15 protein-coding genes and 1 riboswitch are annotated in these 16,842 nt (G+C 62.7%); of the genes, 4 read left to right on the top strand and 11 right to left on the bottom strand.

The window, feature by feature from the left end:
- The first annotated feature begins 6 nt into the window (after positions 1-6).
- Together AC1DZ8_RS14750 and AC1DZ8_RS14745 are read left to right on the top strand one after the other, a co-directional pair.
- Complete coding sequence (locus AC1DZ8_RS14750) at positions 7-951, top strand: Csu type fimbrial protein (protein WP_477309571.1); 945 nt, start codon at positions 7-9, stop codon at positions 949-951.
- A gap of 108 nt (positions 952-1,059) precedes the next feature.
- A complete protein-coding gene (locus AC1DZ8_RS14745) occupies positions 1,060-1,569 on the top strand; it encodes a CAP domain-containing protein (protein WP_477309547.1) in 510 nt (169 codons plus the stop codon).
- Positions 1,570-1,597: 28 nt separating this feature from the next.
- Here the strand turns inward: AC1DZ8_RS14745 and AC1DZ8_RS14740 are convergent, their stop codons facing one another.
- From AC1DZ8_RS14740 to AC1DZ8_RS14705, 8 genes are all read right to left on the bottom strand, one after another.
- The gene (locus tag AC1DZ8_RS14740; protein WP_477309548.1) at positions 1,598-4,252 is read right to left on the bottom strand and encodes an EAL domain-containing protein; all 2,655 of its coding nucleotides are present in this window, start codon (positions 4,250-4,252) and stop codon (positions 1,598-1,600) included.
- A gap of 325 nt (positions 4,253-4,577) precedes the next feature.
- Positions 4,578-6,110, bottom strand: a complete 1,533-nt coding sequence (locus AC1DZ8_RS14735; RefSeq protein WP_477309549.1) for a DHA2 family efflux MFS transporter permease subunit — start codon at positions 6,108-6,110, stop codon at positions 4,578-4,580.
- A gap of 338 nt (positions 6,111-6,448) precedes the next feature.
- The gene (locus AC1DZ8_RS14730; protein ID WP_477309550.1) at positions 6,449-7,624 is read right to left on the bottom strand and encodes an HlyD family secretion protein; all 1,176 of its coding nucleotides are present in this window, start codon (positions 7,622-7,624) and stop codon (positions 6,449-6,451) included.
- Positions 7,621-8,091, bottom strand: a complete 471-nt coding sequence (locus AC1DZ8_RS14725) for a MarR family winged helix-turn-helix transcriptional regulator (RefSeq protein ID WP_477309551.1) — start codon at positions 8,089-8,091, stop codon at positions 7,621-7,623. Before AC1DZ8_RS14725 ends, AC1DZ8_RS14730 begins: the two co-directional genes overlap by 4 nt.
- A 113-nt stretch (positions 8,092-8,204) precedes the next feature.
- Positions 8,205-9,191: a FecCD family ABC transporter permease gene (locus AC1DZ8_RS14720; RefSeq protein WP_477309572.1), complete on the bottom strand. Its 987-nt coding sequence runs from the start codon at positions 9,189-9,191 to the stop codon at positions 8,205-8,207.
- 91 nt (positions 9,192-9,282) lie between these two features.
- On the bottom strand, positions 9,283-10,230 hold the full coding sequence (locus AC1DZ8_RS14715) for an ABC transporter substrate-binding protein (protein WP_477401104.1): 948 nt from the start codon (positions 10,228-10,230) through the stop codon (positions 9,283-9,285).
- 38 nt (positions 10,231-10,268) lie between these two features.
- Positions 10,269-11,057 (bottom strand): ABC transporter ATP-binding protein, encoded by a 789-nt coding sequence (locus tag AC1DZ8_RS14710; RefSeq protein ID WP_477309553.1) that lies wholly within the window; start codon positions 11,055-11,057, stop codon positions 10,269-10,271.
- Positions 11,054-11,512, bottom strand: a complete 459-nt coding sequence (locus AC1DZ8_RS14705; protein ID WP_477309554.1) for a DUF1636 family protein — start codon at positions 11,510-11,512, stop codon at positions 11,054-11,056. Before AC1DZ8_RS14705 ends, AC1DZ8_RS14710 begins: the two co-directional genes overlap by 4 nt.
- A 24-nt stretch (positions 11,513-11,536) precedes the next feature.
- Positions 11,537-11,742, bottom strand: a riboswitch (cobalamin riboswitch).
- A gap of 306 nt (positions 11,743-12,048) precedes the next feature.
- On the opposite strand from AC1DZ8_RS14705, the gene AC1DZ8_RS14700 reads away from it, so the two are divergent.
- Positions 12,049-12,882 (top strand): AraC family transcriptional regulator, encoded by an 834-nt coding sequence (locus tag AC1DZ8_RS14700; protein WP_477309555.1) that lies wholly within the window; start codon positions 12,049-12,051, stop codon positions 12,880-12,882.
- Between the two features lie 4 nt (positions 12,883-12,886).
- On the opposite strand, the gene AC1DZ8_RS14695 is transcribed toward AC1DZ8_RS14700, so the two are convergent.
- Both AC1DZ8_RS14695 and AC1DZ8_RS14690 read right to left on the bottom strand, forming a co-directional pair.
- Positions 12,887-13,822 carry a bifunctional helix-turn-helix transcriptional regulator/GNAT family N-acetyltransferase gene (locus tag AC1DZ8_RS14695; protein ID WP_477309556.1) on the bottom strand — a complete coding sequence of 312 codons (936 nt, stop codon included), beginning with the start codon at positions 13,820-13,822 and terminating at the stop codon, positions 12,887-12,889.
- A gap of 113 nt (positions 13,823-13,935) precedes the next feature.
- Positions 13,936-15,120: an MFS transporter gene (locus tag AC1DZ8_RS14690; RefSeq protein ID WP_477309557.1), complete on the bottom strand. Its 1,185-nt coding sequence runs from the start codon at positions 15,118-15,120 to the stop codon at positions 13,936-13,938.
- Positions 15,121-15,279: 159 nt separating this feature from the next.
- Here AC1DZ8_RS14690 and AC1DZ8_RS14685 point away from each other — a divergent pair, with 159 nt between their 5' ends.
- Positions 15,280-15,906, top strand: a complete 627-nt coding sequence (locus AC1DZ8_RS14685; protein ID WP_477309558.1) for a TetR/AcrR family transcriptional regulator — start codon at positions 15,280-15,282, stop codon at positions 15,904-15,906.
- On the opposite strand, the gene AC1DZ8_RS14680 is transcribed toward AC1DZ8_RS14685, so the two are convergent.
- On the bottom strand, positions 15,903-16,772 hold the full coding sequence (locus tag AC1DZ8_RS14680; RefSeq protein WP_477401101.1) for an ATP-grasp domain-containing protein: 870 nt from the start codon (positions 16,770-16,772) through the stop codon (positions 15,903-15,905). The genes AC1DZ8_RS14685 and AC1DZ8_RS14680 overlap by 4 nt on opposite strands.
- Positions 16,773-16,842: the final 70 nt, after the last annotated feature.

The raw sequence follows: 16,842 nt of genomic DNA, 5'->3' as shown, positions 1-16,842 counted from the left end.
GAAAAAATGCTCCGTGCTGCAATCCTCTTAACCGTCGCTTTGTTTCCATCATTCGCCTGGGCGCAAAGCTGCAGCTTTGGCGTTTCCAACATGAACTTTGGCTCGGTCGACTCACTGTCCAGCAGCCAAACCAACTCGACGGCTACGATCAACATGAATTGCAGCGGCATTGCCGGCCAGCGCATCCTGATATGTGCGCATCTTGCGGCCGGCACTGGAGGTGCATCTTCGGCAACGGCGCGACAGATGCTGAGCGGAGCCAACAGCCTTAACTACCAGCTCTATTCGGATTCGGCGCGCAGCGTGGTTTGGGGCTCTTATGCCTGGGCCTATCCCTCCCGGCCGCCGGCCCTTGCGTTGACGCCGAATGCTTCGGGGAACGCCACGGGCAGTGCGACCATCTATGGCGGAGCATTTGGTAGCCAAGGCACGGTTCCGCCTGGGACCTATCTCTCAACGTTTTCTGGCGCCCAGGTCGAGTTTCGTTATCGCTACACCTCCAGCAGCAGCTGCAGTACCGCTTCTGGAACCACCGCTGCAGATCCAACCTTCACCATCAATGCGACAGTGGCCGCCAATTGTCTCGTGTCGACGCAGAATATCGATTTCGGATCAAAAGGAATTCTGGGTGCAAATGTCGATGCCACGGGGCAGGTTTCGGTCACCTGCACGCCGGCATTGGCATATACCGTCTCGCTGAATGGCGGTGCCACCGGCTCGCCGCCGACTGCGCGCAAGATGTCGAAGGGCGCGGAAACCGTAACCTACGGCCTTTACAAGGATACCAATCGCGCCCAGCCTTGGGGCGACGCCACGACTCCTGGCAGCACGGTGGCAGGAACTGGAAACGGTGCGACGCAGACCCTCACCGTCTATGGCCGCGTTCCGCCACAAGCCACGCCCTCGGCCGGGGTTTATACAGATACTGTAATCGTCACCGTCACCTACTGAGTGAGGAAACGCGAAGGTGACCCCGAACGCCTATGCGCTTTGAACCGCGAGCGAAATTTTCATCGCCCTGCCCGGCAAAAGCCATGATCGCCATTATCTCAGGCGGGTATGACCATTGAAAAAATCGAAAACCACCAGATTCCGAACCTAAACCGGCGCCTACTGCTGATCGGCCTTGCAGCCATGGCCGGGCTCGCCGCTTGCAGCACGGTCTCTGTGCCGACCGGCGAAGGCGCCGGTGTCTCGTCCTCCGCCACCGCGACGCTGGCCGGCATCCGCGCCTCGGCCGGGCTGCCGGCGCTGGTGCCGGACGCACAGCTCGAGCAGGCCGCTCTCCAGCAGGCCGGCTATATGGCCTCGCGCGAACGCATGAGCCACACGACAGGCTGGGGCAAGGATTTCGCATCGCGGATGAAGGACAATGGCGTACGGGGCGCCGCCGCCGAGAACATCGCCGAGGGCCGGTTCGACCAGCAGAAACTGTTCGACATCTGGATGCATTCGGCCGGCCACCGCCGCAACATGCTCGATCCGGATTTCAGCCGCTTCGGTCTTGCCTATGTGCGCGACGGGCGCGACAGCGCTATCCGTTACTGGAGCCTGGTGCTCGGAAAATAGGGGCCAGAAATAATGGCCAGCCGGGCGCTCAACGTTTGCGCGCGATGAGCTCGCCGATATCCTCGGCCGACAGCGGTTTGCTGAAATAATTGCCCTGCATTTCGTTGCAATTATTCTGGCGCAGGAAGGCGACCTGGTCTTCTGTCTCGACGCCTTCGGCAAGGACCCTCAGGTTCAGCTTTTGGCCCAATGAGATGACGGCACTGGTAACCGCCTGATCGTTCTCGTCGGTCGCAAGGTCGTCGACAAAGGACTTGTCGATCTTCAGCCGCTGCACCGGAAAGGTCTTGAGCGCGCTAAGGCTGGAATAGCCGGTCCCGAAATCGTCGATCGAGATCTGCACGCCGAGCTCTTGCAGTCCGTTCATCGTCGCGACCGCCAGCTCGAAATCCTGCATGATCAGGCTTTCGGTCACTTCCATTTCAAGATACCTGGCCTCCAGGCCGCTTTCCTTCAATGCGTCGACGACGCGGTCGATCAGGTTCTTCTCCCTGAACTGCCGCGCCGACACGTTGACGCAGACGGTGACGGGCGGCAGACCGGCGCGCTGCCAGGCTTTGTTTTGCCGGCAGGCTTCATGCAGGATCCAGTCGCCGATCGGCACGATCAGCCCGGTCTCCTCGGCGGAAGGGATGAACGTCAGCGGCGAAACCAGGCCACGCGTCGGATGGTTCCAGCGTATCAATGCTTCGACCGCAAAGACCTGTCCCGATCGCAGATCCACCTGCGGCTGATAGTGCAGAGCGAATTCCGAACGGGTGAGCGCGTTTCGCAATTCCTCCTGAAGCAGGAATTTTTCATGCGCCCTGGAGTTGAACTCGGGAGCATAGAACTGGAAATTGTCGCGGCCGAATTCTTTCGCGCGATACATGGCGGCATCGGCATTGGCAAGCAGCGTATCCGGGTCCGCCCCGTCCTTCGGGTAACTTGCGATGCCGATGCTGGCCGTTATGCGCAGGCGATGCTCCGCGACAGGAACCGGCTTTGAAATCGCATCCGTGATCGTCTGCAGGATTTCCGAGATGACATCGACATTGGTGGGTTGGTCGAACAGGACGATGACGAATTCATCGCCGCCAAGCCGCACGACGGTGTCGGTCGCCTTCACGCAGCCAACCAAACGGCTGGCGATAGTCTTGAGAAGCTCGTCGCCGTCATTGTGGCCGAACGTATCGTTCACCAGTTTGAAATTGTCGAGATCGATGACCACAACCGTCACCCAGCGATTGTATCGCTGGGCGTAGAGGACCGCCTGGGAAAGCCGATCCTCCAGCAAAGCGCGATTGGGCAGCCCGGTCAGCGCGTCATGGTTGGCCATGAAGTGGATCTGGTCTTCAGCCCGTTTGCGCTCGATCGCGATACCGGCAATGTGGGTGGTGAATTCGATCAGGCGGGTCTCGACGTCGGTCGGCTCGCGCACGCTCATCGAATACATGGCAAAGACGCCAAGCACGACGCCCTGATGCGACAGGATCGGGGTCGACCAGCACGACCGATAGCCATAGGGCGCCGCGAGTTCGCGGTAGTCCTCCCAGAGTGGATCCTGCAGTATGTCGGCGACGATGACCGGTTCGCGCCGGAAGGCGGCGGTGCCGCACGACCCTGTCTTGGGGCCGATGGCAGCCCCATCGATGGCGCTCATATAGGCTTTGGCCAGGCTCGGCGCAGCGCCGTGCCGCAAATGCATGCCGTCCTTGTCGAGCAGCAGGACGGAACCGAATATCCCCTTCAGTTGAGACTCGACCAGGCGCATGAGGCTGTCGAGCACATTCTCGAGCGGAGCGCTCGTCGCAATCATCTCCAGGATGTTTGCCTGTCCGCTGCGCAGCACATCCGCCTGCTTGCGGGCCGTGATGTCGCGGGCGATGCCAACCAGGCCGAATATTTCGTTCTGAGCATTGCGCAACGGCACCTTGGTCGAGGAGAGCCATTTTCCGGCGCCCGACGCGTTGACGACGAACTCTTCCTCGTCGACCAAGGGTTGTCCGCTTTCGAGCACCGACTGTTCGATCCGCCGAAATTTCTGCGCAACCTCCGGGGGATGGATATCGAAATCGGTCAAGCCGATCATATCGGCGGTCTTGTCGTGGCCACTGTCCGTCGCAAGGGCGCTGTTGACGACGATGAAGCGGCTTTGCGTATCCTTGACCCAGAGATAGTTGGGCACCCAGTCGATCAGTGCCTGCAACGAGATGCGCTCGTCGACGATCTGTCGATTGGCGATGAGATCGGTAATGTCCTCATGCGTGGCTACCCAGCCGCCGTCGGGCATTGACTGGTTGTAAATCTGGATGGTCCGGCCGTCGGGGAGTTTGGCGGTCCAGGTCCTTGGCGCCTTGCCTGAATTGACCGATCTCGCCATCGCCAGATAGGCGTCGGTGGCCAGCGCCGCCGTGCCGGCAGCGGAGCGGCGCTCGACGATTTTGCTCAGCGTCAGGCCAGGCCACAACTGCTCGGGTGCGAGGCGGTAGATTTCCGCATAACGGCGATTGCTCAGGATCAGCCGCTCATCGCGGTCGAAAAAGCAGATGCCTTGCGAAACGTTTTCGATCACCGTCTCGAAGCGCAGCGCCTGCTGCTCAAGTGCGGTGATCGTCGCCCGCAGCTCGTGCTCCAGCGACCCATAGGAAACGTCGGCCAGTTTTGCCAATGCGGCCAAACTGACAGACTGAGTCGTTTCCACGGATTTCCCGGATGACTTCGTAGCCAAACAGACCTTCTCCTGGCTGGGTCTGAAACAACGCAAAAAACACTTTTGTGCCACGCGACAGTCGGTTGATAGTGTTACTTATGTACTAATAGCAGATAAGCTGAACCAAAATCAGAGGCGAAGGTTCCGGGTTACCTGAAACCAACCGCCGTTTTCAAATCGCTATTGGCGCAATAGAATCGACATTATTTGATATATGGAGATTTTTGCGATCATCTCGACGACCGCCCGACCTTACATATTTCGCAGACACGTCCGCGACTACGTCATCTGATACCAGCGACTATCGACGCGCGTCTCAATCCATATGCGCCGCCGGCGCGCCTGCGGCCGGGGCCGTCTTCGGCTTGCGCAGCAGAAACACAAACGGGATGGCAATCAGCGTCATCATCATCAGTATTTTGAAGTCGTTGACGTAGGAGATCATCATCGCCTGGATGTTGACCATGCGATCCATCTGCGAAAGCGCCATGGGATCGCCGCTTGCGGCGGCTGGCGAGGCCGCCCACAGATTTGGGTTGAACGGGTTGATGAAAGCCGACAGCTCGGTGTGATTGACCTGCGTATTGCGCACCAGGAGAACCGTCACCACCGACACGCCGATCGAGGATCCGAGATTGCGCACCAGGCTGAACAGCGCCGTAGCATCGGTGCGGAAACGCACGTCGAGCGTGGCGAAGGCCACCGTCGAGAGCGGCACGAACACCATGCCCATGCCCAGCCCCTGGATAACGCCGGAGCTGAGGATCAGCCAATTGTCCATCTGCGGGGTAAAGCCGGCCATGGTGTAGAGCGACTGTGCCGTGAGCAGAAAGCCGATGACGACGAGGATCCTGGCGTCGATCTTGCTCATGAGCCGCCCGACGACAAGCATCGAAATCATCGTGCCGACACCGCGCGGCCCCAAGACGATACCGATGGTGATGGTCGGATAGCCGAAGATCGTCGATAGCATCGGCGGCAACAGCGACATCGAAGCCAGGATCAGCACGCCCATGACGAAGATGAAGGCCAGCCCGGTGACGAAATTCTGGTCGAGGAAGATCTTGGGGTCGATGAAAGGACGTTCCGCCGTCACCGTGTGGATGATGAACACCCAGAAGCCGGTGATCGAAAGAGCAAGCTCGATCCAGATTTCGACCGAGGAAAACCAGTCGACCTCACCGCCGCGGTCGAGCAGCAGTTGCAGCGCGCCGACACCGAGCGAGATCATGGCGAAACCGAAGAAATCGAAGCTGCGCACGCGCCGGGCAACGACCGGCAGATAGGCGGCCATGCCGAGAAAGGCGATGATGCCGACCGGCAAGTTAATGAAGAAAACCCAGCGCCAGTTGAAATTCTCGGTCAGCCAGCCGCCGAGCGTCGGGCCCAGGATCGGCCCCAGCATGATGCCGGCGCCCCAGATGGCCATCGCCTGGCCGTGGCGTTCCCTTGGGTTGATGTCGAGCAGGAAGGTCTGCGACAGCGGCACGATGGCAGCGCCGAACACGCCCTGCATCAGCCGGAAGAACACAATTGACTCCAGGCTCCAGGCGATGCCGCACAGCATCGAGAACACGGTGAAGCCGACCACCGCCGCCAGGAACAGTTCCTTGCGGCCGAAGCGGTCGGCCAGCCAGCCGGTCACCGGCGTCATGATGGCGGCGGCAACGATGTAGGAGGTCAGCACCCAGTTGATGTTGTCGGGCGAGGCGCCAAGATCGCCGGTCATGGTCGGCAGCGCGACATTGGCGATGGTGGTGTCGAGCGCCTGCATGATCGTCGCCAGCATCAACGCCACGGTGATCAGGCCGCGATGCGGCACTTCCTTGAAAGGTTCTGGCGTGCTCATGATGCGGAACTTCCGACAGGTAACAAAAACGTGTACACTAGGCTTCCGGGCGGCGAGGCCTTCTCTGGTGAAGAGACCCTCATCGCGGTGGGACGCGATCTATCGATGTGGGGGTTACATCGACCGAAGGTCTCAACACATCAGGCGCTTGCCGCCCGGAAATCCAAGGACCCATGGATCGGCGTCGCGATGGCCAGGCTGTGGTCAGGCCGCGATGCGGCCCGGTCCAACCCCACCCGTCGCGCAACCTGCCATCGGACCAATCCTGTCATCACATCTCGCCTGAGCGAGCATCCCGGCCGTGATCCCGCTTTTCAGGATCACGGTCCATTCACAGTCTATTGTGCCTCGCCCGCGGCGGCGTGACCGAAGATGGCCGGCAACCCGCGGGCAACGCCGGTGTCCACCGTGACCGAGGCGCTCATGCCGGTGCGCAGCGCCATTTTGGCGTCGGCATCGGTGAGCTCCAGGCGCACGGGGATGCGCTGCGTGACTTTCACCCAGTTGCCGGTGGCGTTCTGGGCCGGCAGCAGCGAGAATTCCGCGCCGGTGCCGGCGCCGATCGCCTTGACGGTCGCCTCGAACGTGCGGCCCGGATAGGTGTCGACCACGATCTCGGCCTTCTGGCCTGTTTTCATGTGGGTGAGTTGGGTTTCCTTGAAATTGGCGTCGATCCAGGTGTCGCCGGTTTCGACCAGCGCAAACAACGGCGTGCCGGAACCGACATACTGACCAACCTTGAAGGACGAGGCCTGGCTGACGACGCCATCGGCTGGCGCCTTGACCGTGGTCTGCGCCAGATCGTAGGCGGCCTTGTCGCGCGCGGCGAGCGCAGCCATCACCGTCGGATGCTTGTCGGTCTCGATATCGGGATTGCCGGCGAGAGCGGCCTTGGCGCTGACGATGCCTTGCTCGGCAACGGTCAGCTGCTGCTTTGCCTTGTCGAGATCGTTCTTGGCCTCATCCAGCGAGGATTTGGCGTTGATGCCCTTCTGGGCAAGGTCGGCGGCGCGGTCATATTGCGATTGCGCGTAGTCGACTTGGCTGGCGTCGGACTTTTCCTGCGCCAGCGCCTGGCTGTAGGCCGCGCGCAACTGTTCGATGCCGACGCGTGCGACCGCAACGGCCGCGTCGGCCTGCGCCAGCGCGATCCGGTAGGGCTCGGGATCGATGGCAAACAGCACATCACCCTGCTTGACCAGCTGGTTGTCTGCAATGTCGACCTGAACGATGCGGCCGGCCGTATCCGAGGCAATCGACACCTTGGCCTGCTGCAAATTGGCGTTTTCGGTCTCCTGATAGCGGCCGCCGGTCACCCAGACGTAGCCGCCGCCAATGGCCAATGCCGCCGGCAGGACGACCATCAACAGCAAGCGGCCGAGGCGGCGCGGCTTTTTTGGAGCCGGTACGGGCTGCACCGGCGGAGCCACCGCGACAGGAGCGGCGGCCGACTGTGCCGGCGCTTCCACCTCCAGCTTGGTCACATTCTCATCTATCTTGGCTGCCGCATTCATGCCGCTGCCCCTTCCGTACTCTTCAGAGACGACGTCTCGCCATCCGCAAGGTTCTGCACGATGGTGTCCAGCGCCCGGATCAGGACGCGGCGATCTTCCGGCGAAACGCCGACCAGCGATTCCTCATAGACTTCGCCAGCCAGGCTCTTGACCTCGGCATAGGCGGCGCTCGCCTTGGCGGTCGGGAAAATCATGCGAACGCGGCGATCGGCGGCATCGGCGCGGCGTTCGATCCAGCCGCCCTCCTCCATCCGGTCAACGAGGCGCGAAACGCTGATCGGCTCGATTTCAAGCAGTTCGGCAAGCCGCGCCTGGCTGATGCCCTCTTCCTTGGCGACGCGGACCATCAGCCGCCATTGCGCCGAGGACAGGCCAAGCCCGCTGGCGCGCGTCTCGAAGCGCTTGCGCAGCAGGCGCTGCACGTCGTGGATCAAAAAGCCCAGTCTGTCTATGCCGTCGGAAACCATGAGTGATACATATTATAAGCGTGCTTACTATTCAAGATGCCGCATTGCGCCAGAGCCGGCAATCAGGGATGGCAGCCAGAAAATACGATCGCTGTCAGTGATGCCGACGGGCATCAACGTCGATTGCGAATAACCATCGCGACCACGAAGAAGGCGCCGACCGAACTGGTGATGATGCCGATCGGCAGTTCCTGCGGCGGCAGCATGGTGCGCGCCAGCAGGTCGCTTGCCAGAAGCAGCACGGCGCCAAGCACAGCGCAGCTGGCGACCAGGCGCAAATGCAGGGGACCGGCAAAGGGCCGCGACAGATGCGGGATCATCAGGCCGACGAAACCGATGACGCCGGCGACCGAGACAAGAATTGCCGTCGAGAACGCCGCGACGAGAAAAGTGGTCCTGCGCATCCGCGCCACCGGCACGCCAAGGCTTTCGGCGGCATTTTCGCCGGCCAGGAATGCATCGAGCCGGCGGTGGTTCCACAGCGCATAGGCAAGGATGGTGCCTGCGCCCAGCGCGCCGAGCCAGACGTTGTCCCAGCGCGCCAGGCCAAGGCCGCCCATCGTCCAGAACAGCACGGAATGGGCTGCGCGCTGGTCGCCGGCAAAGACCAGATAGTTGGTGAGCGCGGTGAACAGGAAGGAGACGGCGAGGCCGGCAAGGATCAGCCGTTCGGGGCCCTGCCCCTTGACCCGCGCCACCAACACCAGCACGACGCCGGTGGCGAGGATGCCGCCCGTGAAGGCCGCGACGGGCAAGGTCCAGATGCCAAAACTGTCGCCGAAGACGGTGATGACGGAAACCGCACCGGCGGCGGCTCCCGACGACAGGCCGAACAGGAACGGATCGGCGAGATCGTTGCGGGTCACCGTCTGCAGCAGGGCGCCGACAATGCCGAGGCCAGCGCCGACGCAGATGGCCAGTATGGTGCGCGGCAGCCGGAGATCGACGACGATCTTGCCGACCGGGCCGGACACGTCGTGACCGCCGAGCCCGATGGCACGGCCAAGCGCTGCAACGACATCGCTCGGCGGGATCAGCGTCGAACCATAGGCGATCGACAACAGGGCGAGAGCGGCGATTGCCACCGCTCCCACCACCATGACCGGAAAAAATGCCTTGTGCGACAAGCTCAGATACCCGGTTGAAGCATGTCGTTGCCCCAAAACCGCTGCGCACTTTTGGGCGACATGCTCAGAACGCTTCCGGATGCATTGCCTTGGCGATCTTTTCGATGGCCTCGATGTTGGCCGGTCCGGGCGTCAGCTCGGCGTAACGCAGCGCCACGAAGCGTTCGTTCTTGACCGCATCGGTCTCCTTCATCGCCGGGTGCGCTTTCAGGAAATCGAGCAGCTTCTTGTAGCCGCCGCCATCCTGGTAATCGAGCAGGATGAGGAATTGCGGGTTGCGCGACGCCACTGTTTCCCAATCGGTGTTGCCCCAGCTGGTATCCATGTCGGCCATGATGTTTTCGCCGCCGGCGGCCGTTATCATGGCGCTGGGGATGGCGAACTTGCCGGCGGTGAACGGCTTGTCTTCGCCGGAGTCAAAGAGGAACACGCGCGTGTCCTTGCGGTCGCCGACCTTGGCGGTGATGGCGGCGAGCTGTGCCTTCCAGTCGGTGACAAGCTTCTCGGCGTCAGCCTCCTTGCCAAAAATCTTGCCCAGCTTTTCGACGTCGCCATAAAGCAGGTCCATCGAGGCGGCGGGGCGGTTCTTGTCGAGGTGGACGCAGCTTTCGGTCAGCACCAGCGTCTTGATGCCGTGCGGCGCCAGCGTGTCTGGCGTCACCGCGCCGCCCGGGTCCATGCCGTAATACCAGCCGGCGAAAAAGAAATCGGGCTGGACCGCGACAAGGTTTTCCATCGTCGGATATTTCGGCGCCAGTTCCGGGATCGACCCCTGCTCGGCCTTGAATTCCGGGCCGACTTTGTACCAACCGGTAATGCCGGTCAGGCCGACGATCGAGGGCTGCAGTTTCAGCGCAAACGCCATCTCGGCCATGTTGAGATCGTGAATGACGGCGCGCTTGGGCGGCGCATCGAAGGTCAGCGGCTTGCCGCAACTGTCCACGGTCACCGGGAAAGCAAAGGCGGCGGAGGCAAACAGCGAGGCGGCAAGCGACAGAACGAGGCGTTTCACGGGGCGGTGCTCCTTGGATGAGTTTGGAATGGGTTGGATCAGAATGGCGACGAGACACGGTTGGGAACTTCGAAGACGGTGAGCTCGCGGTCTTCGGTCGGATGGCGCAGCCGCAGGACGTCGATACCGAAGATGTCGCGGATGAGGTGCTGGGTCAGCGCCTCGCGCGGTCCGGCCAGGGCGTGCAGGCGCGCCTCATTCATCACCGCGACCCGGGTGGCGAAGGGCGCGACCAGAGACAGATCGTGCAGCACGGCAACCACAGTCATGCCGAAGCCTGCGACCAAGTCGAGCAGTTCGCCGCGGGCGCGCGGATCGAGGTGATTGGTCGGTTCGTCCAAGAACAGGATGCGCGGCTGCTGGGCGATGGCGCGCGCCAATTGCGCGCGCTGGCGTTCGCCGCCTGACAGCGAGCCGATGGTACGGCCGGCGAGCGGCAAGAGCCCGGTCCGGCCCAGTGCGTCGACAACGATGTCGCGGTCTTCGTGCCGGCGCCTCAAGCCGGCATGCGGAACCCGGCCGAGTTCGACATAATCGATCACGCCGAGCCGGGGATCCGGCTGGTCGGTCTGGCCGACGACGGCCATGTGGAGAGCGCGCTCGGCGGTCGAGATCCGGTCCAGCCGGCGGCCGAGAAATGTCACATCGCCCGCGCTTGGCCGCAGCGTGCCGCTGAGCATGCGTAACAGCGTCGTCTTGCCGGCGCCATTGGGGCCGATGATGGCGAGGCGATCGCCATCGGCCACCGACAGGCTGACGCCATCCACCAGCAACCGGTCGTTGGCGGCCGCGGTCAGCTTGCTGGCTTCGAGAAGCGGCGCGTTCATCGTCCACCTGTTGTCGGACAACCCGGAATGCGGGCGAGTGTCTTGCCCGCCAGCCCGGCCGGACGCTGCCCTGAATTGCACCAGCCATCGGCAAGTGAGGCGTAGAGTTTCGCAAATCGCACGAGGTCGCCGGCGTCGGCCCGCGCATCGATGGAGCCGAAGAGGTAGGCGGCCTTGCCGGGCGCCTGGAAGCCGACAGTCAGCGGCCGCGAACAACCCGCCATGCAGGCCACGCCCTCGACCGAAAAGCCCTGGGCAACAGCCGGTTCATGGTGAGCCGCGAGCCGGGCGCGCAGATCGGCGCAGAGGCCCTCGCCCGACCTGATCCCGGTCACGAGATCGCGGCAGAGCGTGCACACGATGATGCGGTGGATGTCGGCGTCCAACGTTCCGTCACTTTCTCGATAGGCGACGGAAGGCAGTTCGGGCAGCCGGCCGACAAGACCGACGTCCACGTCTCCTCCCGGCACACCCCGTCCGGTCAACTCATTGAGATGGCAGGTCTCCTGGCTCGCGGGTCGTTGCGCCATCCTGCCTTCCCAGCCTTGCCGGCCAGTGGCTTGTCGGATTTTGCTCGCCGCTTACAGTTGCGGGGGCAGCCACGGCTTCGATCCTTGCGGATTTCACCGTGTTCCCTTTTCACCCCTGACCTTTCGGCGCGGGGACCATCACGAGGCGCAGCGTAGTTTTCCATCGGTCGCGCCGCAATGAATTTCTGTGACGGTTGCTCCACTTTGCATTGGTCAGTTATGTAATATCATAACAACTAAAGGGTACCCCGTCGCCCTGTCAAGCCGCCGCGCCACGCAAAGCCGGATCGGTTCAGGCCATCGGCAGCCGTCGCTGTCATCAGGACACCCATCCCCGGATCGTGCCGTTTCGATCCCCACATCGACACGGCATGCTGCATTATTGCCCAGTGCGCAATTTCGATCAAACTGTCGGGCGGCGCGATGGATAGTGTCAGCCCGCCGATGCGAGAATGAGAGCCATGAACCCGACCGAGAAAGCGCTGTGGTTTGTCGAAAGCCATCTGCCGGAAGCGATCTCGCTCGACGATGTCGCGCACAGCAGCGGCGTGTCGCGCTTTCATGTGACGCGGGCGTTTGGCGCCGCCACCGGCCGTTCGGTGATGGGCTATATGCGCGCCCGCCGGCTGACCGAAGCGGCGCGCAAGCTGGCCGCCGGCGCGCCCGACATTCTCGCGGTCGCGCTCGATGCCGGCTACGCTTCGCATGAGGCCTTCACCCGCGCCTTCCGCGACCAGTTCGGCACCACGCCGGAGCTGGTGCGTGCGCAGGGCAGCCTCAAAAACCTCGACCTCGTGGAGCCGATCCTGATGGACCAGTCCTTTCTCGCCTCACTGCCGCCGCCGCGCTTCGAGGCCGGCCGGCCATTCCTCATCGCCGGCCTCGGCGAGCGCTACAGCTGCGAATCCAGCGCCGCCATTCCGATGCAGTGGCAACGCTTCGGTCCCTATATCGGCAACATTCCGGGCGAGACCGGCGACGTCGCCTATGGCGTCTGCGTCAACGGCGACGATGCCGGCAATTTCGACTATACCGCCGGCGTAGAAGTGCTGGATTTCTCCGACCTGCCGAAGGAGCTTTCCCGCGTGCGGGTGCCGGCGCAGAAATACGCGGTCTTCACCCATGCCGAGCACATCTCGACCATCCGCCGCACCGTCAACACGATCTGGAACAAATGGCTGCCGGCCTCCGGCCATGAGATCGCGGACGGCCCGGAATTCGAACGCTACGGCCCGGAGTTCGATCCGCGCAGCGGCAATGGCGGGCTGGAGATCTGGATCCCGGTTCGCGCGTGAGGCGCTAAAGCTCCAGGTTCCAGTTCTGGCCGACCAGATCCTTGCCGAAGGCGTGGTGGCGCTCTTCGTCGGCCAGCTTGAAGCCGGCATTTTCATAGATGTGACGGGCGGCGGTGAGGATGTCGTTGGTCCACAGGGTCAACGTCTTGTAGCCCTTGGCGCGGGCAAAGCCGATGCACTCCTCGACCAGCCGCTTGCCGATACCGAGGCCGCGCGCCGAAGGCTCGACATAGAGCAGGCGCAGTTTTGCTACCTCGTCCGACTTGCGCACGACGAAGACCGAGCCGACCACCTCGCCTTGCCGCTCGGCGATCCAGCTGCGCTCCCATTTTGCATCGAAGGATTTGACGAACGCGCCGAGGATTTCGGCGACCAGCGCCTCATAGGTTTCGTCCCAGCCATAGTCCTGTGCGTAGATCTGTCCCTGGCGACGTACGATCCAACCGATGTCGCCGACCTGCAGCGGCCGCAGCATATAGGGGACTTTGGGCTCCGGGCTCTCGCCCAGGAGCTGCTGCACCGTCTGCATGGCCTTGACCAGCCGGTCCTGTTCGGCAGCGGGGAGCCGCTCCAGCAAGGCCGCGACCTGGTCGTGCGAACCGCGGTTCAGCGGCGCGAAGGCCTCTCGCCCCGCTGGCGTCAGCATGATCGACGACTGCCGCGCATCCGATGCCAGCGCCGTGCGCGAAATCAGCTGCAAGTGCTCGAACTTCTTCAACAGCCGGCTGACATAGCCGGCGTCGAGGCCGAGATCGCGAATGAGATCGGTGGCCGTCAGCCCGTCGCGATGCGCCAGTTCGTAAAGCACCCGCGCCTCGGTCAGCGAGAATGCGCTTTTCAGCAGGCCTTCGTCGAGCAGGCCGATCTGGCGGGTGTAGAAGCGGTTGAAAGCCCGCACCGCGTCGATGCGTTCCTTGCCGGGTTGATGATGGATCGTCATGGGCCAGCCTCCTTGCCCCAGGACGATCAATCATTTATTTGACTTAGTCAAGTATCCTCGTAACGACCGACTGGATGCTCACACCATCGTGTCTTCGGGAAGAGTGGGTTCGGTCAGGCGATGGCGCGGCGGCGCGCGACCAGGATGAACAGGCCGAGCAGTACGACGCTGGCCGCGGCACTCACGGCGGCGAACTCCGGTATCGGCCTAAAATCCTTGCCGTCGATCAGCAGCGATGCCGCGATCGGCCCGATCGCCAGGCCGAAGAGCTGGGCAGCCGGCACCAGAAGCACGGCCGTGCGCGTCTCGTCGGCGGTGATCGCCAAGCGGATCTGATAGGGCACGATGAACAGAAGGATGAAGCCCATGACCAAGGCGGCGGCCCAGAAAATCGCCAAGCCGGGGTTGCCGGCGAGCACCGCGGAACAAGCCACGGCGACCACGCCGATCGCCATGATGGCGATGCGGTAGTCGATGCGCGCCTCGAAAACAGTTGCCGTCATCGCTCCCAGGACCTGGACCGCGAGGCTGGCCGATACGATCAGGCCGACGGTGCGGCCATCGATGCCGTATTGAGCGCCGAGCGGCTCGAGAAAAGCCCAGACCGAGCCGAAGAACATGAAGTAGCAGAAGACGCACAGCAAAGCGGTGAGCGAAGGAACGGTCAGCACATTGCTGAACTGTTCCTCCTTGGGCAGGTCGGCATAGTCTGCCGGGACCAGGAAGGCGACCGCGACCGAAGCGATGCAGACGACGGCAAGGACGATGAAGCCTCCGGCCGATCCGGCGGCCGGAATCACGTAAAGCGCCAGCAACAGGGCCAGCGCGCATTGCGCCAGGGTTTGTAAAGTGACGAAGAAGCCGCCGATGCGCTCGGCCCGGCGCGAGCGGGCGATCAGCTCGGTGGCGACCGCCACAAGGCCGCCCTCGGCAACACCGGCCACGGCGCGGGCGCCAATCAGCGCGTTCGAGCTGACCGCATAAGCGGTTGCCCAGTTCGCCAACGCCAGCAGGACCAGAAGGATTGCACTTTTCCAGCGCATATTGTGAGCGGACAGCAGCATCGCGATGACCGCCGAGCCGATGCCGATGGCGATCATTTCGGCCGTGGCCACCAGCGCGAGTTCATCGCCGCTGACATGTCCTTCGGTGTAGAGCGCGCCAAGCAGCACCGGCTGCAGCCCGAGAATGAGCAGGCCGACCGAACCGATCCACAATGCCGAGGCAAGCTGCGCCCCGGTCGGGTTGCCGACCAGCCAGTCACCGTTCCCGGCATCGACCTTCCCGATTGAACTCACAGGCGCCTCCCAACGTCCCTTGCCCTACGGCAAAAAAACTGACAATCTGTCAGCATTTAGAAACTGATACTCGATCATATTCGTTTGTCAATCATTCGTGGGACTCGGCATCAGCAAGGCTGGGCATCGAATGATCTTGACGATCGAGAGGGTGGCGGCATGAGTGAAGCAGTGAGAACGGTGACCGAGCCAAGGCGCAGGCCGAAGCAGGAGCGCAGCCGTGAACGCATCGACGCCATTCTGGCGACGACCATGAGGCTGATCGGTGAAAAGGGCATCGACGCCGTCACCATGAAGGAAGTCGGTGCGCTGGCCGGCGGGCCGATCGCCACCGTCTATCACTACTTCCCCAACAAGTCGGCGATCCTGGCGATGCTCTACGAACGCTTCTCCGAGGTGAGCCGCGCCCGGCTAGCCGCCATCGTTGCCGACATTGGCGGGTTGAGCGACGTAATCGCAGCCGCCGACCGGCTGCTCGACGACTACTATGAACGCGTTGCCGGCGACCCGGCCATCCAGGACCTGCAGAACGCCATCCAGGCCGACAAGGCGCTGCAAAATCTCGACATCGCCGAAACCCGGCGCCAGGCGGCGATGTTCTGTGACCATGTCGGGCCGTTTCTGGCGCCGGAGCGGCGCCAAGAGTTCGGGCGCATGGTGTTCCTGATCTTCCAGCTTGCCGGCGGCGTCGTGCGCATGGCGCTGACCCAGGACGAAACGGAAAGCCGCCATACGATCGAGGACTACCGGTCGATCATCCACACGCAGTTGCGGCTGTTCGTCTAGCGCCCGATTGAGCGCTGTGCGGCCCGGCGGATAAGGTTTTCGAAGCCGTCGGCCAGGTTGGCGGTGCCGGCGGCGACGATCTTCGACAGGTTCCTGGCTCGGCCGGGGGTCTTGTTGGCATCGAGCAGCACCGCCCTGCCCTCATGCACGACAAAGTCGAACTTGCCGTAGTCGAAGCCGAGCTTCCGACGCAGGGCGCGCAGCTCGTCGGGAACCGGGACCGGCTCGCGGCGGATGGTATCGTCGCCCTTGACCAGACGCTGCGGCGAGACATAGCGCGTGCAGCGCTCCCGATCGCCGCAGAATATCCAGAACCGCGCCGCAAACCCGTCGGGCTCGATTTCGGGGATGAATTTTTCCACAATCAGGTCGGCACGCCCGAAAATCTCCGGCGCCACATCGGCCAGCGAGGCATGGACCTCATAGCGATCGAAAGTCTGCGCGCTCGGAAAAGGCGCGGCCTTGCCCGCGCGAACGGACTTTCGATTGATCTGATCCTCAGGCGTTCCCCAATGATTGAGGTTGCTCTTGACGATGACCTCGCCGCCCCAGCCGGCCCCCTGCTCGAGGATCGCACCGCTGATGCAGCGCTTGGAAATGTCGGTTGCACCGAGGTTGAGACAAAAGGGAAATCCGCTGGCGTACTCGACATAGTCCGATGGCGTCACTGTCGCGTCGACATGCAGGACGGCAATATCGGCGTCATGCTTTGCCGAAGGTCCACGCTGGATCCGCACGGAGTGACCGCGCCGTTTAAGCTCCGCAAGGATGTCGAACAGCATGTAGGGGCTGTCCTGGCGCAACAGCAGGCCGTGCCGGCTCTGGAAGGGGTCATATTCATGCGTTATGACGGCAATGCGGGCCACGACCTCTCCATGGATGCGGTAACACGTAAGGCAACCAACAGCCTGGAAGGAAATATGTCCAGCCATTCCC

Source organism: Mesorhizobium sp. P2_F7 (assembly GCF_056403695.1).
Note: the sequence above shows the minus strand (reverse complement) of the source record. Positions and strands in the feature narration are given on the sequence as shown.